Source organism: Pseudomonas sp. FG36 (assembly GCF_057809275.1).
In genome coordinates this window covers 35,379-58,610 of the sequence record NZ_JBMDJQ010000002.1, presented here as the reverse complement: position 1 = coordinate 58,610, position 23,232 = coordinate 35,379, and the positions used below count along the sequence as shown (strand labels likewise).

The following is a 23,232-nucleotide window of genomic DNA, read 5'->3' as shown; positions in this document are numbered from 1 at the left end:
AGTGGTTGGAATAGACAGCCCTCTGAGTCTAGGGCCTGCTTGCCTCCATTACCATATCCAGATGAGCGGCGTCGCTACCCCGCGGGCTCCGACTTAGAGCGGCACCACCGCAACTCCCCTGGTAATTCTGTCAGTTGTCAGGCCACTGCCGCGGTTGCATCTTGAACAGGTCTTGAATGCACAAGGATGTTCACAATGAAGATCAAGTTCCTGCTTCACACCTCTTTCATCGGCCTGCTCGCCTCTGCGGCGATACATGCCCATGGCGCCATGGAAGAACCCGTGAGACCAATGCATGGCGCCATGGAAGTACCCATCGCACGCCAACTGGCTTGCTACAACGCAAAGGACTTTGACTGGCCAGAAGATGGCTCAGGCATCAAGAATCCCGGCTGTAAAGCGGCGTACCAGCACGCTTATCGCAAGTTCAACAACAACGCCCAACAGGCGGTCTATCAATTCAACCAGTGGCACGAAGTGTCAAGGAACGTCACCGACTACCGGAATATCGAAGCAGTCAAGGAGGCTATCCCCGACGGCCAGTTGTGCTCGGCGGGCAGTGACGTGGACGCTGCCGAGGTACGCAGGGCTCAGGACGAGGTCAACCGGGTCGCACCCAACAAGCAGCTGTTGGTCCTCGCCAACGACAAGAGCGGCCTGGACCAACCTGCCGAGTGGGTCACCCAGGAACTGCGCAAGGGGGCCGACAACAAAGTGCACATGCGCTACAAGATCGAGGCCGTGCACAACCCCAGTTACTGGGAAATTTATGTGTCCAAGCCTGGCTACAACCCCGCAGAGCGCGCACTGAACTGGGACGACCTGGAACTGGTGCAGGAAATCGGCGACGTGCCACCAGTAAATGGGTACTACGAGCTGGAGGTCGATCTCGAGAACCACATCGGTAAGCGTGTCATCTACAGCCGCTGGCAGCGCGTGGATCCGGCCGGCGAAGGCTTTTACAACTGCAGTGATGTGAATATCGTCAGCGACAAATAGCCGGTTGACCCTCCGAAAGGGGCGGCCATGGCTGGGCTATAGTCAGAAGATCTGACGAGGATCCAGCCATGACTAGCTCCCACGACGAACGCCGCCGTTTCCAGCGCATCGCCTTCGATGCCCCTACCGAACTGCGCCAGGGCGAACGTCGCTGGCCGGTGAAGCTCCTCGACCTGTCGCTCAAGGGCTTGCTGGTAGAGCGCCCAGAACCCTGGGATGCCGACCCCACCCAGGACTTCGACGCGGTCATCCATCTCAACGACAAGAAAACCCAGGTCAGGATGCAGGTCGAACTGCGCCACGACGAGTCCACCCGCCTGGGCTTCATCTGCCTGCACATCGACATCGACTCGATGACCCATCTGCACCGTCTTGTGGAACTCAACCTGGCAGACAGCACCGAAATGATGCGCGAGCTGCGCGAACTCATCGAAGATTGATATCTCTTAGCCTGCTAACAATCTGGCTGTGACAGCTTTCTTGTCCAGCCAGACAGCTTTCCTGCCTTTCCCAGCCCCTTTGTACACACCCCTCTGGAACAGCCTCTCGCAGGTTGGAACGCAACGTGCATCCAGGTTTCAGGCACCCTGGACGCACCCGTTACGGCGCTACGATCAAAACTTTGTATACAATTTTAGTGGCAATTATTTGCGCTAGTTGTCTACAGTAGCGGCACAACAATAAACAGAGAGCCTGCTCCAATGACCACGTCCCCCAGCACGTCTCCCGCCCCGCGCCCCGAGGACGAAAACCTCGGCCTCGGCGCCAACCTGGCCTACGGGCTGCAGCATGTCCTGACCATGTATGGAGGGATCGTCGCCGTACCCCTGATCCTCGGCCAGGCCGCCGGCCTGGCGCCGGCGGAGATCGGCCTGCTGATCGCTGCCTCGTTGTTCGCCGGTGGCCTGGCGACATTGCTGCAGACCCTTGGGCTGCCGTTCTTCGGCTGCCAGCTGCCACTGGTCCAGGGCGTGTCGTTCGCGGGCGTGGCGACCATGGGCGCGATTCTTGGCAGCCAGGGCGGCGGTGGCCTGCCGGCGGTGCTGGGCGCGGTAATGGCAGCTTCGTTGATCGGCTTCCTGATTACCCCGGTGTTCTCGCGTATCACCAAGTTCTTCCCGCCCCTGGTGACCGGCATCGTCATCACCACCATCGGCCTGACCCTGATGCCCGTCGCGGCCCGCTGGGTGATGGGCGGCAACAGCGCCTCGCCAGAGTTCGGCAGCATGGCCAACATCGGCCTGGCGGCGCTGACCTTCGCCATCGTCCTGCTGCTGAGCAAGCTGGGCAGCGCGAGCATTTCGCGCCTGTCGATCCTGCTGGCGATGGTCGCCGGCACATTGATCGCCTGGTCGCTGGGCATGGCCGATTTCAGCAAGGTCACCGAAGGCCCGATCTTCGCCTTCCCCACCCCGTTCCACTTCGGCATGCCGACCTTCCACATCGCCGCGATCCTGTCGATGTGCATCGTGATCATGGTGACCCTGGTGGAAACCTCGGCGGACATCCTGGCAGTCGGTGAGATCATTGACACCAAGGTCGACTCCAAGCGCCTGGGCAACGGCCTGCGCGCCGACATGGCATCGAGCATCCTGGCGCCGATCTTCGGCTCGTTCACCCAGAGCGCCTTCGCCCAGAACGTGGGCCTGGTGGCAGTGACCGGCGTGAAGAGCCGCTATGTGGTGGCCACCGGCGGCGTGATCCTGGTGGTGCTCGGCCTGCTGCCGATCATGGGCCGGGTGATTGCGGCAGTACCTACCCCGGTACTCGGCGGCGCCGGTATCGTACTGTTTGGCACCGTGGCTGCCAGCGGCATCCGCACCCTGTCGAAAGTCAGCTACAAGAACAACGTCAACCTGATCATCGTCGCCGCCTCGCTGGGCTTCGGCATGATCCCGATCGCGGCGCCGAACTTCTACCACAGCTTCCCCAGCTGGTTCGAAACCATCTTCCACTCCGGCATCAGCTCGGCGGCGATCATGGCAATTCTGCTGAACCTGATGTTCAACCACTTCACCACCGGCAACTCGGAAAACCAGTCGGTGTTCGCCGCGGCCTACGAGCGCACCATCCAGTACTCCGACATCTCGGCGCTGCGTGATGGCGACTACTTCAAGGATGGCAAGCTGTTCGACGCAGAAGGCAACGAGGTACCGGTGCTGGAACTGGACGAACACGGCAACGAGACGCCCAGACGCAAGGCGGTTGCCGAACACTGATCGCTGACCAGGACGGTCATCGAGGGGAGCCGACGCGCATCGTCAGCTCCCTTTTTTGTCTGGGTAGATACATGGAAGCAAGCCCGCTCCCACGACCGCCCTAGCCGTGCGCCACGAAGTACCGATTCAACACATTCAGGTCCCCGGCCTCCAGCACCCCCGCCAGATAGCGCAGCTGCAACCAGGCCCGCAGGTACTCATGCCGCGCCTGGGCCAGGTCGCGCCGGGCACCGAACAGCTGTTGCTCGGCATCCAACACATCGAGGTTGACCCGCTCACCGCCTTGCACGCTCTTGCGCGTGGCCTGCACCAGGGCTGTAGCTGCCTTGACCGCTAGGTCGTAGGCGCGAATCTTCGCCGTGCCGCTGGCGCATAGGTTGAACTGCCGACGCAACTGGTTGACCGTGTCGCGCAGTTGCGCATCCAGTTCGAAGCCCGCGGCATCCCGCTGGGCCCGGGCCTGGCGCACCGACGCGGACACGCCGCCACCGGCGAACAGCGGCACGTTCAATTGCACGCCGATGCTGTCGGTGTCGTAGCGCTGGTTATAGCTGCTCTCGGAGCTGGAGCTGGATATACCCTTGCTGGCATAGGCGCTCAACGAGGGCAGATGACCGGCCCGCTGACGCTCGATGTTCTGCTCGGCGACCTCCAGCCCATGGCGCTGGCTGGCCAGCTCGGCGTTGCGGGCAACAGCCAGGTCGCGCCAGGGCTCGAAACGCGCGGGCGTCAGTGGCTGGACGCGAAAATCACCGGTCATCGGCGCCAGGTCATCGACCTCTACCGGCTCGCCGATGATCGCCTGCAAGGCCCGCAACGCCGCATCGAGATTGTCGCCTGCCTCGATCTCCTGGGCCTGGGCCAACTCGTAGCGGGCCCGGGTCTCAAGCACATCGGTGCGGGTACCCTCGCCACCTTTGACCAGTTGTTCGTTGAGCGTCAGTTGTTCAGCAAAGGTACGCCGCTGGGCCTGGGCCAGGGCGATCTGTTCATTGGCGAACAGCGCTTCGCTGTAGGCGCCGAACAGCCGCACCATCAGTTCCTGGCCACGACCACGATAGCGTTCGTCGGCCAGCGCGGCCTGGGCCACGCCACGGCGGTAGTCACTCCAGGCGGCATAGTCGAACAGCGGCTGCTCGAGGGTCAGCGTCGAGCTGTAGCTGCGGTAATCGCGCTGTGTGGTCACGTCGCCGAACTGGCTGCGCTGGGTCACCTCTGAGTCGTTGCGGGCACGGTTGTAGCGATACGACAGTTTCGGCAGCAGTCCAGCGCGGCCGATCGCCCGGTTTTCAAGCCCGGCCTCACGCTCGGCTATGGAGCCCTGCCAGGTCGGGTCGTTGCGCAGGGCCAGGGCATAGGCATCGCCCAGGTCCAGGGCCTGCGCCGAGAGACTGGTGAGCAGTAGCAACAGGCCTGCGAAACGCAAAGATACCGGCATCACCCTTACTCCTCCGCCAGGGCAACGTGCACCCGGTCGGCCAAAGGCTTGAACAGGTAATTGAGCATCGAGCGTTCGCCGGTGCGCACGAAGGCCTCCACCGGCATGCCGGGGCGGATATCCAGGCCCGCCAGTTGCCCCAGCCCCTGTTCGCTGACCTTGATACGTACCTGGTAGTAGGGCTGCTGGGTCTTCTCGTCCACCAGGCGGTCGGCCGAGACCAGCGTCACCTCGCCGTCCACCCGCGGCGTGGTGCTCTGGTTGAACGCCACGAACATCAGCTCCACCGGCAAGCCTGGGCGCAGACGATCGATCATCTCCACCGAGGCCCGCGCATCGACCAGCAAAGGCGCATCGCGCGGCACGATCTCCATCAGTTGCTGGCCGCGGGCGATGACCCCGCCGTTGGTGAACACACTGAGGCCGACCACGGTACCGGCCACCGGGGCCCGCACCTGGGCATGGGCCAGTTCGAATTCAGCGCTGCGCAGGCGATTGCCCAGGTCCTCGGCGCTGGCCTGCAGTTCGGCGAGCTGCTGGCGCACCTCGTTCTGGTACTCCTGCTGGCGCTGGCCGATACGCAGCTTCAGCTCCAGCACCTGGCGCCGGGTGCGGCCGATGTTACCGAAGTCCTCGGCGATCGAGCCATTGACCTGGGCCAGCAGGCGTTCGCTGTCGAGCAGGCGATTGCGGGCGATGTAGCCGTCCCGGGCCAGCTCGCGCAGGCCGCGCAACTGCTCGTCCAGCGCATCGCGCTGGGCCTGCTTGCTGGCCAGCGAACCTTGCAGCCCCTGCAGCGAGGCTTCTGCACCGGCAATGCTCTCGCGCAGGCCGCCGAGTTCCATGTCCAACGCCTGGGCCCGGCTGCCACGCAGCTGGCGCTGCCCATCCAGCACCGTGGCCACCCAGGGGAGGTTCGCCCGGGCCAGCAGGTCTTCGGGATAGGCAATCGTCGCCCGACCATCGCGCTCGGCCAGCAGGCGCGCCTCCCCGGCGCGGGCGTTGACGTACTGCACCCGCAACGAACCGACCTGGGCCTGGGACTGGGTCGGGTCCATGCGCAGCAGCACCTGGCCGGCACTCACCGTGTCACCGTCACGCACCAGCAACTGTTCGATCACCCCACCCGTGGGGTGCTGCACGGCCTGGCGGCTACCGGCAACCATCACGCTGCCGCTGACCGGCACGCCCTTGTCCAAGGGCGCCAGCGCGGCCCACAACAGAAAGCCGCCGAAACCCGCCAACACCAGCCAGCGGCCGACACGACCCGGCCGGTGTTCATCGAGGCTGAGCAGGCTCGCTTCGGTCTTTTGCGTGGAGAGGGCGTGTACGCTCATGAAATCAGGCTCTTGGTTGGCCGAACGTAACGTTCATGCCGATGGGGTTACGGGCGATGGGGGGTGTGGTGGAGGGGACGACGGGGGCGGGCCGGGCAGCCCGTTGGGCGTCCTGCAATACCCTGGCGGTGGGACCGAAGGCCTGCAACTGGCCGCCCTTGAGCATCAACAGGTTGTCCAGGCCGGCCAACAGCGAAGACTTGTGGGTAATCAGGATCAGCGTGCGCTTGTGCTCGCGCAGCCTGGCAATGGCCTCGACCAGCGCCCGCTCACCGGCGTCATCGAGGTTGGAGTTCGGTTCGTCGAGCACGATCAGCGCCGGCAGCCCGTACAGCGCGCGTGCCAGGCCGATGCGCTGGCGCTGACCACCGGAAAGCCCCATGCCACCCTCCCCCAGCAGCGTGTCATAGCCGCCCGGCAAGGCTAGGATCATGTCGTGCACGCCCGCCAGCTGCGCCGCAGCGACCACCTGCTGGGCGTCGACAAGGCCGAGACGGGCGATGTTGTCGGCAATGCTGCCGGCGAACAGCTGCACATCCTGCGGCAGGTAGCCGATGTGCTGGCCCAGCGCGCCACGGTCCCAGGTCCGCAGGTCGGCGCCGTCCAGGCGCACCTTGCCGGTGATCGGCGCGCCAGCGCCGACCAGCAGCCGCGCCAGGGTCGACTTGCCCGACCCGGAAGGGCCGATGATCCCCAGTGACTCGCCCGCCGGCAGCTCGAAGCCCAGGTTGTTCAGGCACAGGCGACTGCTGCCCGGTTGCGTCGCGCCCACCTGCTCGACGGTGAGTTTGCCCAGCGGGGCCGGCAGCGGCATGCCAGCCGGGCGCGGCGGCTGGGCCTGCAGCAACTCGCTCAGGCGCTGATAGGCCAGGCGCGCACCGCTCCATTGGCGCCAGGCGCCGATCAGCTGGTCGATCGGCGCCAGCACGCGGGCCATGAGGATGGAGCCGGCGATCATCATCCCCGGGGTGATCAACTGTTCGATGGCCAGCCAGGCGCCCAGCCCGAGCACCAGCGACTGCAAGGCCAGGCGCACGGTCTTGGTCAGCGCGGTGACCGCCGCGGTACGCTCGCTGCCCAGGTTCTGCTGGGCCAGGAACCCATGATGCAACCGCGCCCAGCGCTGGCGCACGGCGCCAAGCATGCCCATGGCCTCGATCACTTCGGCATTGCGCAGGTTGGCGCTGGCCTCCAGGCCCGCCTGCTGCGACAACTGCCCGGCTTGCGCAAACGGCGCCTGGGTCAGGCGCTCGTTGACCCACGCCAGCACCGTCAGCAACACCGCGCCCGCCAGCGCCATCAGGCCCAGCCACGGGCTGAACATGAACATCACCAGCAGGTACACCGGGAACCACGGCGCATCGAAGAAGGCGAACAACGCCTGGCCGGTGGCGAACTGGCGCAACGCGGTCAGGTCGGCGAGCATCTGCCCCGCCGCCCCCTTGTGCCCGGCCAGGCTGGCCTCGTAGGCGGCCTCGAACACCCGCGGGTTGAGGTCCATGTCCATGCGCGTGCCCAGGCGAATCACTACCTGGCTGCGCAGCCACTCCAGCAGCCCCATGAAGGCGAACACCCCGAGCACCATGAGGCTGAGCATCAGCAGGGTCATCTCGTTGCGCGACGACAGGACCCGGTCATAGACCTGCAGCATGTAGAGCGCCGGTGCCAGCATCAGCACATTGATCACCGCGGTGAACAACGCGACGTTGCCAAGCCCGGCACGGCAGGCCTTGAGCGCCCGCAGCACTTCATTGGCCGCGGCGGGAGCGGTTCGCATTTGTTGGAAACCTCTTGGAAGGCGCCGACAGGCGATTGCATTCGCGCCAGCGTCGCCACAGAATTCGCACCGCCGCAGCCTGGGCCCGGCAAAGACACGGGCTGCGGGGTAAGTGCATCAGATCAGCGAATGGCAGGGTGACCTTCCATTCGCTTTTTCATGCCTGCGCTCAGGCCGCCAGGGCCAAGTCATCAGGCAGCGCCTGCACGCCAACCGCTTCGGCGGAGGCCGCGTGAACCGGGCCGGCAGCCAGGGCCGCGTCGATCTGGGCGAAGGTGCTGTTGGTGGATACGCCATAGTCGGCCAGCAGGTTGTCCAGCACGGTTTCCAGCGCGCCGGTCTTGCCCTGCATGAGGTTGTAGATGACGTTGTGCACGTCGTTGCCAGCACGGCCGGCACCTTGGGCGGCGCTCAGGTCCAGGCCGTCGAAGCTCACGGCCAGCGACTGCACGCTGTAGTTGCCGCTGGCGTCCTTGAGCAGGGTGTTGCCCAGGGTCACGGTGTCCAGCTCGCCGTACAGGTAGTGGTTCAGGTTGCTGCTGGCCGGCAGCGAGGCGTCCCAGACGTAGTGCAGGCCGGTCTGGGTATCGCTCTGGGCGATCACGGCATAGTTCGAGCCGTTGGTGCCACGAATGGCGTACTGGCTGCCATCGGTGCCACCTTCGTTGAAGCCACCAGTGTTGCTGGCGTTGTGGTCGGCGGTCTTGAAGCCGGCGGCCCAGACCGACAGGTACTGGTCGACGGTGACGCTGGCGAACGAAGCCGAGTAGGTAACGGACAGAGACATTTCAAATCCTCTTGGCGTTGCAGTTGAGAGCGAAGGCATTCATTGCCCTCGTGTTGCCCGACGTTGGGCGAACCTGGTGGATCGACATCCATCGCAATGGCGTCCAGGCATGGACACTGCAGCCCTGCCAGCCATGCAAATGAATATCAGTCTCATCACTAAGACGTAATGCTCGGGAAAAGTCAGTAAAGGAAATCTCGAAAAGAGTGCTGCCGCTTCGAACGGTGGATCAGGCAACCAACGCGAGGTCCTCGGGCAGCGCTTGCACGCCGAGCGCTGGCGCCGGGTTGGCCAGTACCGGGCCATGGGCCAGGGCGGCATCGATGGCGGCGAAGGTGTTGCCGGTGGATACGCCGTAATCCGCCAGGAGCGTGTCCAGTACACCTTCGAGCGCACTGGTGTCTCCCCGCATCAGACCGTGGATCAGGCCATGCACCGTGTTTTCGGCCACGCCTGCCCCCTCGCTGGCGCTCAGGCCGAGGCCGGCGAAGCCGACCTTCAGGTAGCCTGTGCTGTAGTGGCCACTGCCATCCCGTGCGAGGGTGTGGCCCAGATCGATGCTGTCGAGTGCGCCATGGAAGTAGAGGTTGGCATTGCTGTCCTCCGGGAGCAGTGGCTCGCGGTAATAGTGCAGGCCGTTCTGACTGTCGCTGCCGGCGATCAGCGCATAGTTGGTACCGTTGCCACCGCGCGTGGCGAACTGACTGCCACTGCTGGCGCCGTCGTTGAAGCCACCGCCGCTGTAGCTATCGGTGGTGCCGAATCCGGTGCGCCAGGCCGACAGGTACTGGTCGATGGAGACCCCGCTCAGGTATGGCTCATAGGTGACAGAGACGGTCATGCCTGGTTCCTCATGGTTGCAATGGAAACGAAGGCCATTCCCTGACCTTCGGTGTTGCCCGACATTGGGCGAGGCTGATAAATCAGAATCGATACTCGAGCATGCCGGACAGCGTCCGCCCGCGTGCCAGGGACAGGTTGTTTGCATCGCCCATGGCCACGAAGTAGGCCTGGTCGGTGACGTTCTCCAGAGACAGGGCGATGTTCAACTGCTTGGTCGCCCAGTAGCTGGCATAAAGGTCGTACACCTTGTATTCCGGCCAGCGTGCCTTCTCCAGATTGCCGAAGCCCTGGCTGTTCAGGTGCTCACCGTTACCGGCGCTGTAGCGCAGCCGGGCACCGACATCGAGGGTGTTGTCAAGAAAACGCAGGCCTGCGGTCAACGCGCCGCGATCGGAGGGCATGTAGGCAGCGTTGCCCATGATCTCGCCACAGCTGACTTCGTTATTGAGTGCTTGCCCTTCCGAGAACTTGTAGGCCTGTGTCGGAATCGGGATGGAGATGCCACCGAAATCGATCAGCACGTCTTGCATACCCGCCTCAGTGCGCAATACGCCGCCGCCCATGTACAACTGCTTGGAGCAGAACTCGTTGCTGCCGATCATGTGGGTGTAGCTCAGCTGCGTGTAGAAGCGGCCATTGTCGTAATCGAGCGTGTATTCCACACCGCGGAAATTGGTGCCCTTCAGGTTGTTGACATAGGCACTGTTGCCCAGCGACAGCCCGGTCACATCAGTGCCCGGCAGATCGACGCTGTAATCGAGGTAGGAGAAGTTCTCGATGCGCGTGTCGAAATAGGCCACCTTCATGCCGAAGCGGTCGCCGTCACGCAGCAGCGACTCCTTGAAGATGTTGAAGCCGGCCTCCCAGTTGTGCGATTGCTCAGGCTTGAGGAACGGGTTGGGGTAGACCATCTCGTTACCGCCACCATGGGGCTTGCCGCTCATGAAGGCCTCGGTCACCGCCGGCGGACGCCAGCCGCGCCCCCAGCGGGTGTAAAGCTGCAGCCAGTCCACACCCGGCTTGACGCCGATACCGAAGGTTGGCGAGAAACGGCCTTCCTCACGCTCGACGTCGTACTGCAATTCAGTGATCTCACGCGGCACATCCACGCCAGTGACACCGATCGGGTACGCCCAGGTGGTCATTGCGGTCTTGCCGGTCAGCCGATAGCGGTCGTAGCGCAGGCCGGCGTCCAAGGTCAGCCAACCGTCGTGTTCGAAGGTGACATCGCCGAACAGGCTGCCCATGGCGCGCTTGCCCTTGGGGTTCGCACCGCTGGCGAACGGGTTGTACTTCTCCGAAGGCGCCGGGATACGCTCGCTGCTGGGCTTGAAGGTGTCCTGAAATAACTCCACGCCATAGTTGAAGCTCAACTGATCGGTCTGGCCGAAGTAGAAGCGCGAGGTGTTCTGCACCTGCAGCCCCCAGGTGTCGGTCTGGAACCGGTCGTTGTAAGGGTCGTAGTAGTTGTTGCTGCCCTCGCTTGCGGTGTTGCTGCTGTTCCAGCGGTCCTGGCGGGTAGTCACGAAGTACAGCTTGGCCTTGAGGTCGATCAGGTCGTTGTCCGGCGCATAGCTGTAGTCCAGCGCGGCATTCCTGGCATTGACATCACTGCTCGCGGTGCGCCGGTAGTAGAAGGCGTCCCGCTCGGTGTCGAGGAAGGTCCAGGCATCCTTGCTGTCGGTGTCGGTCTCCATGTAGCTCAGTTGCAGGCGCTGGTGCTCGGGCAGGTTCAGCCCCACCTTGACCAGCTGGGAACGGGTCACGGTGCCCATGTCGCCCACTTCGGACTCCAGCCAGTTGTCCCAGGCCCGCGGGTAGAACTTGCGCAGGCGCATTTCAGAACCCAGGTTGTCCCGGTTGCGGGTCCCGGCGCGATAGTCGCCGAAGTGGCGCTCGCTCATGCCCAGCAGCAGGTCGCCCACTTCGTTGCCAAAGGCGAACACGCCACTGCCGTTGAAGTAGGTGCCGTTGCCCAGCTCACCGATGCCATGCCCGGCGCGCACGCGTCCGCCGAACTCCTTGCCCGGCCCGAGAAAGTCGCTGGCGTTCAGGGTATTGAACGAGGCGATGCCGCCGAGCACGCCAGCGCCGCCCATGCCGGACTGGCTGCCCTTCTCGATCTCGACGCTGCTGACGAACTCCGGGTCGATGAACATCGTGCCGTTGCGCTGTTGGTGGCCGTTGACACTGAAGTTCTGGCGCATGCCATCGATGTTCATGTTGACCCGACCATAGTCCTGCACGCCGCGGATGTTCACCGACAGCCCGGGATCGCGCTGGTTGACCGCCGTGTACACACCCGCGGTCTGCTCGAGCATGTCGGCGGCATGCCGCGGCGGACGCTTGTCGATCTGCTCGCGGGTGATCACGCTGGCCGAACGGGGCGTCTGGTAGACCCAGTCACCGTCACGCGCCGAGTCGATATGGGTAGCGCCCAGTTCCATGGCCTGGCCACCTTCGGCCAGACGCTCCAGGCCTACCTGCCCAGGGGCACTGAAGCGATAGCGCACGGGCATGCCGCGCAGCAATCGGTGCAGTCCCTCTTCGATGCTGTAGCCCCCATGCAGCCCCTCGCTTTGCAAGCCGGCCAGGGTTCGGCTGTCGAAGAACACCTGCACACCGGACTGCTCGGCATAGGCCAGTACGGCGCTGTCGAGGGACTGGGCAGGGATGTCGAACTGAATGATGGTGTGCTTGGCGCTGCTGGCGGCGGTAGCAGCCTGCACCATGCCGATCCCCATCGACAGGGTGCAGGTGCCCAGGGCCAGACTGCCGGCAAGGGCGATGCGGCTCAGAGGCCGGAGGGATCGAGTTGATTGCGTGCTCACTGCGCGTCTCGTCTGTTGGCGTTTTCTAGTAATGAAAATCAATCTCAACAGTCAGACGAGCAACGCGCGAAAACTCAGTAACGCCAGATGAAAGTTTTTGCGAAAGACTCAGTAGATCACGGTCAAACCCGGTAACTGCAGGCGCTTGGCCTTCAGCTCGCGGGTAAGGGTTTCGGCGGCGGCGCCCAGGTTGTCGAGGCGGAACACCCCGCTCACCTCTCGCTGCGCCAGCGTGCCATCGACCACCATCAAGCGGCCATCGCGATAACGGTTCAGGCGCTCGACCACCTCGGCCAATGGCTGGCGCTCGAACACCAGCACGCCCCGCTGCCAGTCGGTGGCCCGGTGCAGATCGCGGCCAATCCATGGCCGTATACCCTGGGCCTGGTCGTAGCGCAGTACCTGCCCCTCCTGCAGGAGCTGATGGGCGGCACCCTGGGCCGGCGCCGTTTGCAGCCGCACGTCGACACTATGCTCGAGCATGCCCACCCAGCCGCCATCACCCGCCTTGCCCACCACGAATCGGGTACCCAGTGCCTGGCTGGTGGCACCGGCATATTCGACCACGAAGGGCCGCGGCTCATCCGCGCTGACCGGCGCCGCACTGAACACCGCCTCCCCCGCCAACAGGCGCACTCGACGCTGCCGACCATCGAAGTCGAGCTGTACGGCACTGTCGCTGTCCAGGTCGACCTGGCTACCATCGGGCAGGCTGACGCGGCGCACTTCGCCAGCAGCGGTGGCGTAATCGGCACGCCAGTCGAGCAGTACCCGAGGGCCTTGTTCGACGCCCAGAATTGCCAGCAGCAGCAACGCACTGCTGGCCACCGCCCAGCGCAGCCGCGTCGGCCGACGCCGGCCACGCGGACGCTCGGCCCGGGTCACTGGTGCCCGGTGCGGCGTTGTCGGCACCAGGCTCGTCACCTGGCCGAGATCGGCCCAGGTCGCCTTGGCGAAGGCATAGGCCCGCGCATGGCGCGGATCGCTGCCGCACCATTGCGCCAACGCCAGCTGCTGCGCCGGGCTCAGGGGGCCGCCCCCCTCCAGCACCACCCACTCGGCGGCCTGCTCGCGGATGGCTTGCTCGTTCTGGCTGCTCACACGGTTCTCTCGCGATCTGGTTATGTCTGGGCTGACGTCTGAAGCGGCATTAGTCAGTAAACCGTTGGTCATTCGGTTTCCTGCAGGCACTGCATCACATAGGCCAGGGCCTTGGCCAGATGCTTTTGCACCGAGCTGTCGGAGATCCCCAGATGCCTGGCGACCTCGGCGTGGGTCATGCCTTCCAGGCGGTTGAGGCGGAAGATCTCCCGGGTGCGCTCGGGCAACTCGCCGAGGATCGTCTGCAGGCGACGCAGGTGCTGCTCGCGCACGGCTTGCTCCTCAAGCCCAGGGCCGTCCTCGACGAGCGCCTCGAAAGCCTCGTGTGGCACCGTGTCGGTCTTGCGCCGTTGCTGCTGACGCACGTGATCGATCATCAGGTTGTGCGCGGTGCGATAGAGGTACGCCTGGGCGTTGTCGATGGTCTCGGTACGCTGCTGCTCGGCCAGGCGCAGGAAACTGTCCTGCACAAGGTCAGCGGCCAGCTGTGGGTCGCGCACCTTGCGCGAGAGCAGGCCTTGAAGGTTTTTCGCGTGCTTGAGAAACAGCCGCTTGAGGTCTAACTCCGCCACACGCGCTCCATGAGGTGGTCGCAAGGTGGCGGTATGCTACTCGTTATTGAGAATCACTTACAAGAAAATGACCTACTCGAACAATGCATCCAGCGCTTGTTCCAGACGGGTCACGGCAATCACCTGCAACCCGGCGGGAGCCTCTTTCGGCGCGTTGCCCTTTGGCACGATGGCTCGCTTGAAGCCATGTTTTGCCGCTTCTTTCAAACGCTCCTGGCCACTGGGTACCGGGCGCACCTCGCCCGACAGGCCGATTTCGCCGAACACCAGCAGGCCATGGGCCAGCGGACGATTGCGCAGGCTCGACATCACCGCAGCCAGTAACGCCAGATCGGAAGCTGTCTCGAGCACCTTCACGCCACCGACGACGTTGAGGAACACGTCCTGATCATGGGTGGGGATGCCACCGTGTCGGTGCAGCACCGCCAGCAGCATGGCCAGGCGGTTCTGGTCCAGGCCCAGGGTCACCCGTCGCGGGTTGGCCAGGTGGCTGTCGTCGACCAGCGCCTGGACCTCCACCAGCATCGGCCGGGTGCCCTCCCAGGTGGCCATGACCACACTGCCGGGCACCTCTTCCTGGGTGCGATTGAGGAAGATCGCCGACGGGTTGGAGACTTCCTTGAGGCCGCGGTCGGTCATGCCGAACACGCCCAGCTCGTTGACCGCGCCAAAGCGGTTCTTCACTGCGCGCAGCAGGCGCAGGCGGCCATCGGACTCGCCCTCGAAATACAGCACGGTGTCGACCATGTGCTCGAGCACCCGAGGACCTGCCAACGAGCCTTCCTTGGTAACGTGACCGACCAGGAAGATCGCCGTGCCGCTCTGTTTGGCATAGCGCACCAGCAATGCCGTGCTCTCGCGTACCTGGGCCACTCCGCCCGGCGCCGACTGCAGTTGTTCGGTGAAGATGGTCTGGATCGAGTCGATCACCATCACCCGCGGCTTTTCCTGGCGCGCGGTGGCGATGATGCTCTCGATGCAGGTTTCAGTCATGACCTTGAGCTGGTCCTGGGGCAGGCCCAGGCGCCGGGAGCGCATGGCCACCTGCTGCTGCGACTCCTCGCCGGTGACATACAGCGCCGGCATCTGCACGGCGATGTTGCACAGGGTCTGCAGGAGGATGGTCGATTTGCCGATACCCGGATCGCCCCCGATCAGCACCACCGATCCATCCACCAGGCCGCCGCCCAGTACGCGGTCGAGTTCGGTGCTGCTGGTGGTGAAGCGCGGGATCTCCTCGACGCTCACTTCGGCCAGGGTCTTGATCTGCGCCTGCTGCCCGGTCCAGCCGGCGCGCCCGCTCGGTGCCGCGGCGCCGCCGCTTTCGATCATGCTCTCGACCAGGGTGTTCCAGGCCCCGCACTCACCACACTGCCCGGCCCACTTGGGGAAGGTCGCGCCGCACTCGGTGCAGCCATACAAACGCTTGGCCTTGGCCATGGGCTGGGTCTCCTGGAAAAAACCGCCATGATAGCCGAACACGGACGTGCCCCGGAGGCCTCGGTGGGCGACAAAACTATTCGCTCTATAAACAGTCTGTAGCTGCGAACGTCACGCATGAAGCGTTTTAGTGGCTTACACTGCGTTTACCTCTCCATTCGTAACAAAGGAATACAGCATGGGCATGCTCAGTGAATTCAAGGCCTTCGCGGTCAAGGGAAATGTCGTCGACATGGCGGTGGGTATCATCATCGGCGCGGCGTTCGGCAAGATCGTTTCGTCCTTTGTCGGTGACGTGATCATGCCCCCTATCGGCCTGCTGATCGGCGGTGTCGACTTCAGCGACCTGGCCATCACGCTCAAGGCTGCCGAAGGCGATGTGCCGGCCGTGATGCTGGCCTACGGCAAGTTCATCCAGACCGTGCTCGACTTCATCATCGTCGCCTTCGCCATCTTCATGGGTGTGAAGGTGATCAACCGCCTCAAGCGCGAAGAGGCAGTGGCACCGACCGCACCGCCTGTGCCCAGCGCCGAGGAAACCCTGCTGACCGAGATTCGTGACCTGCTCAAGGCGCAGAATCGCCAGCCCTGAAGCACAAAACGACTGGGGCCGCTTTGCAGCGGCCCCAGTGACGGCGATCCAAAAGGCGCCATTGTTCCTTACCAGTAGTTCTCCACCGCCACCTGCCCCGGCCGCTTGCTCAGGCTCAGTTGCAAGTCCCGCGCCTTGAGCACCTTGCGCGTCTCGTCGATCATCTCCGGGTTGCCGCACAGCATGATCCGTGAATGCTCCGGCGACAGCGCCAACCCCGCCGCCTTTTCCAGTTCACCGTTCTCGATCAACGTGGTAATCCGCGCGTTCAACGCACCCGGATGCTGCTCTCGGGTGACCACCGGAATGAACTGCAGCTTGCCCGCGTACTCCGCCAGGTAATCGCGCTGCTCCAGCGCGGCGATTTCATCGACATACGCCAGCTCCTTCGCCTCGCGCACCGAGTACACCAGCTTGATGTTGTCGAAGCGCTCCCAGGCCTCGAAGTCCTGCAGGATCGACATGAACGGTGCGATGCCGGTGCCGGTGGCCAGCAGCCACAAGTCACGGCCGCCGACGAAGCGGTCAAGGGTCAGGTAGCCGAAGGCCTGGCGATCGATCAGCAGGGTGTCGCCCTCGCCAAGCCGGCTGAGCTCACTGGTGAACTCGCCCCCGGGCACCACGATGGAGAAGAAGTCGAGAAACTCGTCATGGGGCGCGCTGACCATGGAATAGGCACGCCAGACGACGCTGCCATCGGCCTTGTTCACGCCCAGCCGGGCGAACTGACCGGCACGAAAGCGAAAGCCTGCATCGCGGGTCACGCGCAAGGAGAAAAGGTTGGGTGTCAGGGGCTGGACGCCGAGCAGGGTCTGGCGGGTGAATTTGTCGGCGCTGGCGGTCATGACGGGCTCCATGGAACAAATGCGCTTAGTGTCGCGCAAAGCAGCGGATATAAACACCGTCGGTTTGTAAGGTATCGCCTGGGACTGCTCGCAATCAGCTAAAAAGACGCGCCAGCTATAACAAAAAAACCCAGCACAGGGTTAGGGGATTTCCTACACTTCGCTTCGTGCGTTACGCACATTGGATCCAAGGAGAAGCATAAGGGAGCTTCCTCGATGGAAAATTGGACGATTGAAGATTACGAGCAGTTGCAGAGCGTGCACGAGCCCAAGCAGCTTTTCGCATGCGCCGTAGGTCTGATACAGAAACTCGACATGGAGTATCTGGGATTGACGCTGCACCTGCATGTTTGCGGTCAGCGGCCGAAGGTAATTCTCTACAATAACTATCCCAAAAGCTGGAATGATCGTTACCAGAACGAAAATTTCATCAGTATGGATCCGACAATATCAAAGTGCCACAGTAGCGAGTTGCCTTTTGTCTGGACCGACGACCTCTTCCGCGATGTCCCACACCTACGCGAGGAGGCCCAGTTGCATGGCCTTTCCTACGGCTGGAGTCAGTCAACGCACGAAGGCTCGGTTAACCAAAGCCACTTGAGCGTGTCCCGGCGCTTCGGCGCCATCGATCGAGATGAGCTCTACAGTAAGTGCGGTTCGACGATGTGGCTATGCAATACCTTGCACAGGTTGCTCAGCAGATATCACCTGGCTCACCTCTATGAACTCAGCGTACGTGAACTGGAAGTGATGGAGTGGTGCGCAAAGGGCAAAATTTCCGAGGACATCGCGAAGATCCTGCGTTTATCGACCAGCACTGTGAACTTCCATATCCGTAGCGCCATGGACAAGACCAATGCTCCCAACAAGACGGCGGCCGTCGCCAAGCTCGTCGAATCCAAGCAGATCAGTCCCAGGTAAAGACTCGGAACCTGTAGAATCGCGGACCTCAAGCTCATCACGCCCCGGGATGAGCAGCGCCACCTTGAGCCGTACGCCATGCCCCTGTTCAACAGCCCCTTCGCCGACCTCGACCTGATCCGCCAGCCGGCCCAGGCTAACGACCCGCTGCTGGCCTTCGATGCCGCCGATCAGTACCTGCTTGAACACTTGGCCGCCCAAATGCCGCAGGCGAGTTGCAAGGTGCTGGTGCTCAACGACAGCTTCGGCGCCCTGGCCACCAGCCTGGCCGGGCACCTTAACGTGACCAGCAGCGGCGACTCGCACCTGGCGCACCTGGCCCTGGAGAAAAACCTCGCGGGTAACGGCAAGGCCTTCGACAGCGTGCCCTTCATCCCGGCCAGCGAACCCTTCCAGGGCCCGTTCGACCGCGTGCTGGTGCGCGTACCCAAGACCCTGGCCCTGCTCGAGGAGCAACTGATCCGCCTGCAGGGCCAGTTGGCGCCAGGCGCCCAGGTGATCGCCGGGGCAATGATCAAGCACTTGCCCCGAGCCGCCGGCGACCTTATGGAGAAGTACATCGGCCCGGTGCAGGCGTCGCTGGCGCAGAAGAAAGCGCGCCTGCTGATTGCCACTGCAGCCGAACGCCCGGGCGCCCGCTCCCCCTACCCCAGCCGCTACCACCTGGACAGCCCGGCCCTGGAGTTGGTCAACCACGCCAACGTGTTCTGCCGCGAAGGCCTGGACATCGGTACCCGTGCCTTCCTGCCACATCTGCCACGTGACCTGGGCCGCGCCCGGGTCGCCGATCTGGGCTGCGGCAATGGCGTGCTGGCGATCGCCTGCGCCCTGGCCAATCCGGATGCGCAGTTCACCCTGGTCGACGAGTCGTATATGGCGGTGCAGTCGGCACGGGAGAACTGGCAGGCGGCACTTGGCGAACGTGAAGTGACGATCAGGGCCGCGGATGGCCTGGCCGGCCAGGAGAAACAATCGCTGGATGTGGTGCTGTGCAACCCCCCGTTCCACCAGCAGCAGGTGGTGGGCGACTTCCTCGCCTGGCGCATGTTCCAGCAGGCCCGGGAGGCGCTGGAAATCGGTGGCGCGCTGTACATCGTCGGCAACCGCCACCTGGGCTATCACAGCAAGCTGGCGCGCTTGTTCCGAGGCGTCGATCAGGTCGCGGCAACGCCGAAGTTCGTGGTGCTCAAGGCCCGGAAATAAAAGCATCGCGGGGCAAGTCGCATCGGTACGACTTGCCCCGCGATGACTCAATGGCTTAGTGAGTACTCAGGCCTGCCGCGTTCATGAACATGCGCATGCCATAAGCCACCACGCCAAGCGCTGCCACGCTCAGCCCCCAGATCAGCACCAGCCAACCCAGGCGTTGCCACAGCGGTTTCTTCTCTTCGACATTCATCGCCCGGCGCTCCTAGTGATAGCCGTCTTCATGGGTCACCTTGCCGCGGAACACGTAGTAGCTCCAGTAGGTGTAACCAAGGATGAACGGCAGGATGAACAGCGTGCCCACCAGCATGAAGCCCTGGCTCTGCGGCGGCGCCGCGGCATCCCAGATGCTGATCGACGGTGGGATGATGTTCGGCCACAGGCTGATGCCCAACCCGCTGTAACCGAGGAAGATCAGCACCAGGGTCAGCAGGAACGGGGTGTAGTGGGCATTGCGTGCCACCGCCCGCAGCAACCCGTAGAAGGTCACCAGCACCAGGATCGGCACCGGCATGAACCAGACCAGGTTGGGCATGCTGAACCAGCGCTCGGCGATCTGCGGATAGGCGATCGGCGTCCACAGGCTGACGATGCCGATCACCACCAGCAGCACCAGCGCCAGGGGACGGGCCATGTCATGCATCTTCTGCTGCAGCGGCCCTTCGGTCTTCATGATCAACCAGGTGCAGCCCAGCAGCGTGTAGGCGACGATCAGGCCCAGCCCCGAGAACACCGTGAACGGCGTCAGCCAATCAAGTGTGCCACCGACGAACTTGCGGTCGACCACCTTGAAGCCCTCGATGAAGGCGCCCAGGGCCACGCCCTGGAAGAAGGTCGCCACCAGCGAACCCCAGATGAAGGCCTTGTCCCAGATATGACGCCTGTTGGCCCTGGCCTTGAAACGGAACTCGAAGGCCACGCCCCGGAAGATCAGGCCCACCAGCATCAGGATCAGTGGCAGGTACAGCGCCTCCAACACCACCGAGTAGGCCAGTGGGAAAGCCCCGAACAGCGCCGCCCCGCCCAGTACCAGCCAAGTCTCGTTGCCGTCCCACACCGGGGCGACCGTGTTCATCATTACATCGCGGTCACGCTCGTCCTGGACGAAGGGGAAAAGCATGCCGATGCCCAGGTCGAAACCATCCATCACCACGTACATCATGACGCCGAAAATGATGATCACGGCCCAGATCAGCGGAAGATCGATACCCATCTCAGTTCCCCTTGCTCAGGCTGGTGGAGTCGGCCTCATGGCCTTCATCGGCGGCGGACAACGGCCGCGCCGGCGTACGTTTCTGGCCAGGGCCACCGGGGGTGTGCTCATCGCCTTCACCGGTCTTCGGCCCTTTGCGCACCAGGCGCATCATGTAGCCGATGCCGGTGCCGAACAGGGCGAAGTAGACCACCACGAACATCACCAGGGTGAACCCCAACTGCGCGTAGCTATGGTTGGACACCCCATCGGCAGTGCGCATCAGCCCGTAGACCACCCACGGCTGACGACCGATCTCGGTGGTGAACCAGCCGGCGAGGATGGCGATCAACCCCGACGGGCCCATCCACAGGGTCAGGTAGAGGAACGGGCGCGAACTGTACAGGGTGCCGCGCTTGCGCAGCCACACACTCCACAGGCCGACGAAGATCATCAGCATGCCCAGGCCGACCATGACCCGGAACGACCAGAACACGATGGTCGAGTTGGGTCGGTCCTCAGGCGGGAACTCCTTCATCGCCGGCACTTGCTTGTCCAGGCTATGGGTCAGGATCAGGCTGCCCAAGGCTGGGATCTCGACCTTGAAGCGCGTGGTTTCGGCCTGCATGTCGGGAATGCCGAACAGGATCAGCGGCGTCGGCTCACCGGGTTTGTTCTCCCAGTGGCCTTCGATGGCGGCGATCTTCACCGGTTGATGCTTGAGCGTGTTCAAACCATGGAAGTCGCCGATCACGGCCTGGATCGGTGCCACCACCAGGGCCATCCACATGGCCATCGACAGCATCTTGCGCACCGCCGGGTTGTCCCGCCCGCGCAGCAGGTGCCAGGCCGCCGAGGCGCCGACGAAGAACGCGGTGGCGACGAAGGCCGCGGTGGCCATGTGCATCAGGCGATAGGGGAAGGACGGGTTGAAGATCACCGCGAACCAGTCCACCGGAATCACCTGGCCATTGACGATCTCGTAGCCCTGGGGGGTCTGCATCCAGCTGTTGGAGGCGAGGATCCAGAAGGTCGACACCAGCGTGCCGAGCGCCACCATGCAGGTGGCGAAGAAGTGCAGGCCACGACCGACACGGTTCCAGCCGAACAGCATGACGCCGAGGAAACCGGCCTCGAGGAAGAAGGCGGTCAAGACCTCGTAAGTGAGCAAGGGACCGGTGATGGATCCGGCAAAGTCGGAGAACTGGCTCCAGTTGGTGCCGAACTGATAGGCCATGACCAGGCCCGAGACCACGCCCATGCCGAAGTTCACGGCGAAGATCTTCGACCAGAAGTGGTAGAGGTCACGGTAGGTGTTGTCGCCGGTCTTCAGCCAAAGGCCTTCGAGGACCGCCAGGTAGCTCGCCAGGCCAATGGTGATGGCCGGGAACAGGATGTGAAAGGACACGGTAAAGGCAAACTGGATTCGGGCGAGCTCTAGGGCTTCCAATCCGAACATGGTGCTTCCTCTTCAGGTAATCCGGCGACCGGGCTCATGGCCTGTCGCCCACTGCCCCCACGGGTATCGAGTGCGGCGCGTTGGAATTGTTCTGTTCGATCGCGGGGATTCCGGCCCGAAGGCCAAGATCGTTGCATCTGGAACGATTGATCCAGATCAACGACTGAATGGAAGCATAGTCCTGAATGACCCATCCGGATGTGTGGTTGATTGCCGCGTGACCGGTTGCCTCACCCTCTTTTGCGAAGTCGCGGGAGTTGATCCACACGACTTTCAGCAACTATTTGTTACAAACAGATGTTACTCTGCAGGCCCCTCTATCTCCGAGGCTGCAGCCCCCCGATGTCCGATTCCGCCCCGCAATTGCTGCGTCATCACCGCCCTTTCCTGGCCTTCTGGCTGGCCCGCGTATTCACCGCCAGCGGCTTCCAGATGCTCACCGTGGCCATTGGCTGGCACCTCTACCAACTGACCGGAAATGTCCTCGACCTGGGCCTGGTCGGGCTGGTCGAGTTCGCGCCCCGGGTGCTGTTCATGCTGCACACCGGCCATGTTGCCGACCGCTACGACCGACGCAAGGTGGCCGCCCTGTGCCAGACCCTGCAGGCGCTGATCGCCCTGGCGCTGGCCCTGGGTAGCGTCAGCGACAACGTCAGCCGCGAGCTGATCTTCATCCTCGCCTTCCTGCTCGGCGCCACCCGTTCGTTCGAGATGCCGGCGACCCAGGCGCTGCTGCCCAACGTGGTGCCGCCAGGGCTGTTCCCACGGGCCGTGGCGGCGTCGGCGTCGGCCACCCAGTCGGCGACCATCGTCGCCCCGGCGGTCGGCGGTTTTCTCTACGCCTTCGGCAGTACCTGGGTGTACGGCCCGACCGTGGCCCTCTACCTCATCGCCTGCCTGCTGACCCTGAGCCTCGACGCGCGCCAACAACTCCCCCAGCGCGGTCGGGCCAACCTGGAATCGCTGCTGGCCGGGGTGCGCTTCATCCGCAGCCGCCCGGACATCTTCGGCGCCATCTCCCTGGACCTGTTCGCCGTGCTGCTGGGCGGCGCCACCGCGCTGCTGCCAGTGTTCGCCAAGGACATCCTGCTCACCGGCGCCTGGGGCCTGGGCCTGCTGCGCTCGGCACCGGCAGTGGGCGCGCTGCTGATGTCGCTGTGGCTGGCGCGCTTCCCGGTGGAGCGCAAGGTAGGCCTGATCATGTTCGCCTCGGTCGGCGTGTTCGGCGTGGCGACCATCGCCTTCGGCCTCTCGACCTCGTTCTGGTTCTCCCTGGCGGTGCTGGTGGTGCTCGGCGCGGCGGACATGATCAGCATGGTCATCCGCGGCGCCTTCGTGCAGCTGGAGACGCCGGACGAGATGCGCGGCCGGGTAAGCGCGGTGAACGGGCTGTTCATCGGTGCTTCGAACCAGCTCGGCGAGTTCGAGTCGGGTCTGACCGCGCACTGGTTTGGCACAGTCCCGGCGGTGGTGCTCGGCGGCGTGGGCACGCTGCTGGTGACCGGGGTATGGATGAAGCTGTTCCCGACGTTGACCCATCGCGACCGTATGCATAACGGCTGAAAACCGTGTTCGCCCCCTCGCGAGGCGAAAAACCCGCGAGAGGGCCCGAATGGCCTCTCTCCCCAATGGCCATAGGCCCCCGCCATCCTTGCTGGTATGATGCGCGGCTT

At 63.7% G+C, this 23,232-nt stretch carries 20 protein-coding genes; 7 read left to right on the top strand and 13 right to left on the bottom strand.

Annotated elements, in window-relative coordinates:
- Positions 1 to 195: 195 nt before the first annotated feature.
- The 3 genes from ACODS9_RS02310 (at position 196) to ACODS9_RS02300 (ending at position 3,218) form a co-directional block, all read left to right on the top strand.
- A complete protein-coding gene (locus ACODS9_RS02310) occupies positions 196 to 999 on the top strand; it encodes a lytic polysaccharide monooxygenase (protein ID WP_401111607.1) in 804 nt (267 codons plus the stop codon).
- Positions 1,000 to 1,067: 68 nt separating this feature from the next.
- Entirely contained in the window at positions 1,068 to 1,439 is a 372-nt protein-coding gene (locus tag ACODS9_RS02305) for a PilZ domain-containing protein (RefSeq protein ID WP_104444528.1), read from the top strand.
- Positions 1,440 to 1,700: 261 nt separating this feature from the next.
- Positions 1,701 to 3,218 carry a nucleobase:cation symporter-2 family protein gene (locus ACODS9_RS02300; RefSeq protein WP_023630301.1) on the top strand — a complete coding sequence of 506 codons (1,518 nt, stop codon included), beginning with the start codon at positions 1,701 to 1,703 and terminating at the stop codon, positions 3,216 to 3,218.
- Positions 3,219 to 3,318: 100 nt separating this feature from the next.
- Here ACODS9_RS02300 and ACODS9_RS02295 read toward each other — a convergent pair whose 3' ends face one another.
- The 9 genes from ACODS9_RS02295 to radA all read right to left on the bottom strand — a co-directional run bounded on the left by ACODS9_RS02295 (position 3,319) and on the right by radA (position 15,344).
- Positions 3,319 to 4,656, bottom strand: coding sequence for a TolC family outer membrane protein (locus ACODS9_RS02295; protein WP_489093151.1), 1,338 nt, complete (start codon positions 4,654 to 4,656; stop codon positions 3,319 to 3,321).
- A 5-nt stretch (positions 4,657 to 4,661) separates the two neighbouring features.
- Positions 4,662 to 5,993, bottom strand: coding sequence for an HlyD family type I secretion periplasmic adaptor subunit (locus tag ACODS9_RS02290; protein WP_401111600.1), 1,332 nt, complete (start codon positions 5,991 to 5,993; stop codon positions 4,662 to 4,664).
- 4 nt (positions 5,994 to 5,997) lie between these two features.
- Entirely contained in the window at positions 5,998 to 7,770 is a 1,773-nt protein-coding gene (locus ACODS9_RS02285) for a type I secretion system permease/ATPase (protein ID WP_401111597.1), read from the bottom strand.
- A 169-nt stretch (positions 7,771 to 7,939) separates the two neighbouring features.
- Positions 7,940 to 8,557, bottom strand: coding sequence for a heme acquisition protein HasA (locus ACODS9_RS02280; RefSeq protein ID WP_401111595.1), 618 nt, complete (start codon positions 8,555 to 8,557; stop codon positions 7,940 to 7,942).
- A 229-nt stretch (positions 8,558 to 8,786) separates the two neighbouring features.
- Positions 8,787 to 9,398, bottom strand: a complete 612-nt coding sequence (locus ACODS9_RS02275) for a heme acquisition protein HasA (RefSeq protein ID WP_489093150.1) — start codon at positions 9,396 to 9,398, stop codon at positions 8,787 to 8,789.
- An 82-nt stretch (positions 9,399 to 9,480) separates the two neighbouring features.
- Positions 9,481 to 12,144, bottom strand: coding sequence for a TonB-dependent receptor (locus tag ACODS9_RS02270; RefSeq protein WP_489093249.1), 2,664 nt, complete (start codon positions 12,142 to 12,144; stop codon positions 9,481 to 9,483).
- Between the two features lie 195 nt (positions 12,145 to 12,339).
- Positions 12,340 to 13,332 carry a FecR family protein gene (locus ACODS9_RS02265; protein ID WP_489093149.1) on the bottom strand — a complete coding sequence of 331 codons (993 nt, stop codon included), beginning with the start codon at positions 13,330 to 13,332 and terminating at the stop codon, positions 12,340 to 12,342.
- Positions 13,333 to 13,400: 68 nt separating this feature from the next.
- The gene (locus ACODS9_RS02260; RefSeq protein WP_401111588.1) at positions 13,401 to 13,904 is read right to left on the bottom strand and encodes an RNA polymerase sigma factor; all 504 of its coding nucleotides are present in this window, start codon (positions 13,902 to 13,904) and stop codon (positions 13,401 to 13,403) included.
- Between the two features lie 72 nt (positions 13,905 to 13,976).
- Positions 13,977 to 15,344, bottom strand: a complete 1,368-nt coding sequence (gene radA / locus ACODS9_RS02255; RefSeq protein WP_489093148.1) for a DNA repair protein RadA — start codon at positions 15,342 to 15,344, stop codon at positions 13,977 to 13,979.
- Between the two features lie 178 nt (positions 15,345 to 15,522).
- On the opposite strand from radA, the gene mscL reads away from it, so the two are divergent.
- On the top strand, positions 15,523 to 15,936 hold the full coding sequence (gene mscL / locus ACODS9_RS02250; RefSeq protein ID WP_046857209.1) for a large-conductance mechanosensitive channel protein MscL: 414 nt from the start codon (positions 15,523 to 15,525) through the stop codon (positions 15,934 to 15,936).
- Positions 15,937 to 16,004: 68 nt separating this feature from the next.
- On the opposite strand, the gene ACODS9_RS02245 is transcribed toward mscL, so the two are convergent.
- Entirely contained in the window at positions 16,005 to 16,781 is a 777-nt protein-coding gene (locus tag ACODS9_RS02245) for a ferredoxin--NADP reductase (protein WP_094010334.1), read from the bottom strand.
- Positions 16,782 to 16,997: 216 nt separating this feature from the next.
- Here ACODS9_RS02245 and ACODS9_RS02240 point away from each other — a divergent pair, with 216 nt between their 5' ends.
- On the top strand, positions 16,998 to 17,702 hold the full coding sequence (locus ACODS9_RS02240) for an autoinducer binding domain-containing protein (protein WP_401111584.1): 705 nt from the start codon (positions 16,998 to 17,000) through the stop codon (positions 17,700 to 17,702).
- Between the two features lie 78 nt (positions 17,703 to 17,780).
- Positions 17,781 to 18,905: a methyltransferase gene (locus ACODS9_RS02235; RefSeq protein WP_401111582.1), complete on the top strand. Its 1,125-nt coding sequence runs from the start codon at positions 17,781 to 17,783 to the stop codon at positions 18,903 to 18,905.
- Positions 18,906 to 18,960: 55 nt separating this feature from the next.
- Here the strand turns inward: ACODS9_RS02235 and ACODS9_RS02230 are convergent, their stop codons facing one another.
- Genes ACODS9_RS02230 through ACODS9_RS02220 form a run of 3 tightly spaced genes read right to left on the bottom strand, consistent with a single transcriptional unit; the run spans position 18,961 to position 21,559 of the window.
- Positions 18,961 to 19,101, bottom strand: coding sequence for a DUF2474 domain-containing protein (locus ACODS9_RS02230; protein WP_023630574.1), 141 nt, complete (start codon positions 19,099 to 19,101; stop codon positions 18,961 to 18,963).
- 12 nt (positions 19,102 to 19,113) lie between these two features.
- On the bottom strand, positions 19,114 to 20,121 hold the full coding sequence (cydB, locus tag ACODS9_RS02225; protein ID WP_046857213.1) for a cytochrome d ubiquinol oxidase subunit II: 1,008 nt from the start codon (positions 20,119 to 20,121) through the stop codon (positions 19,114 to 19,116).
- A gap of 1 nt (position 20,122) precedes the next feature.
- Positions 20,123 to 21,559, bottom strand: coding sequence for a cytochrome ubiquinol oxidase subunit I (locus tag ACODS9_RS02220; protein WP_367857177.1), 1,437 nt, complete (start codon positions 21,557 to 21,559; stop codon positions 20,123 to 20,125).
- A gap of 342 nt (positions 21,560 to 21,901) precedes the next feature.
- On the opposite strand from ACODS9_RS02220, the gene ACODS9_RS02215 reads away from it, so the two are divergent.
- Entirely contained in the window at positions 21,902 to 23,122 is a 1,221-nt protein-coding gene (locus ACODS9_RS02215; RefSeq protein WP_102684554.1) for an MFS transporter, read from the top strand.
- The last annotated feature ends 110 nt before the right edge of the window (positions 23,123 to 23,232 follow it).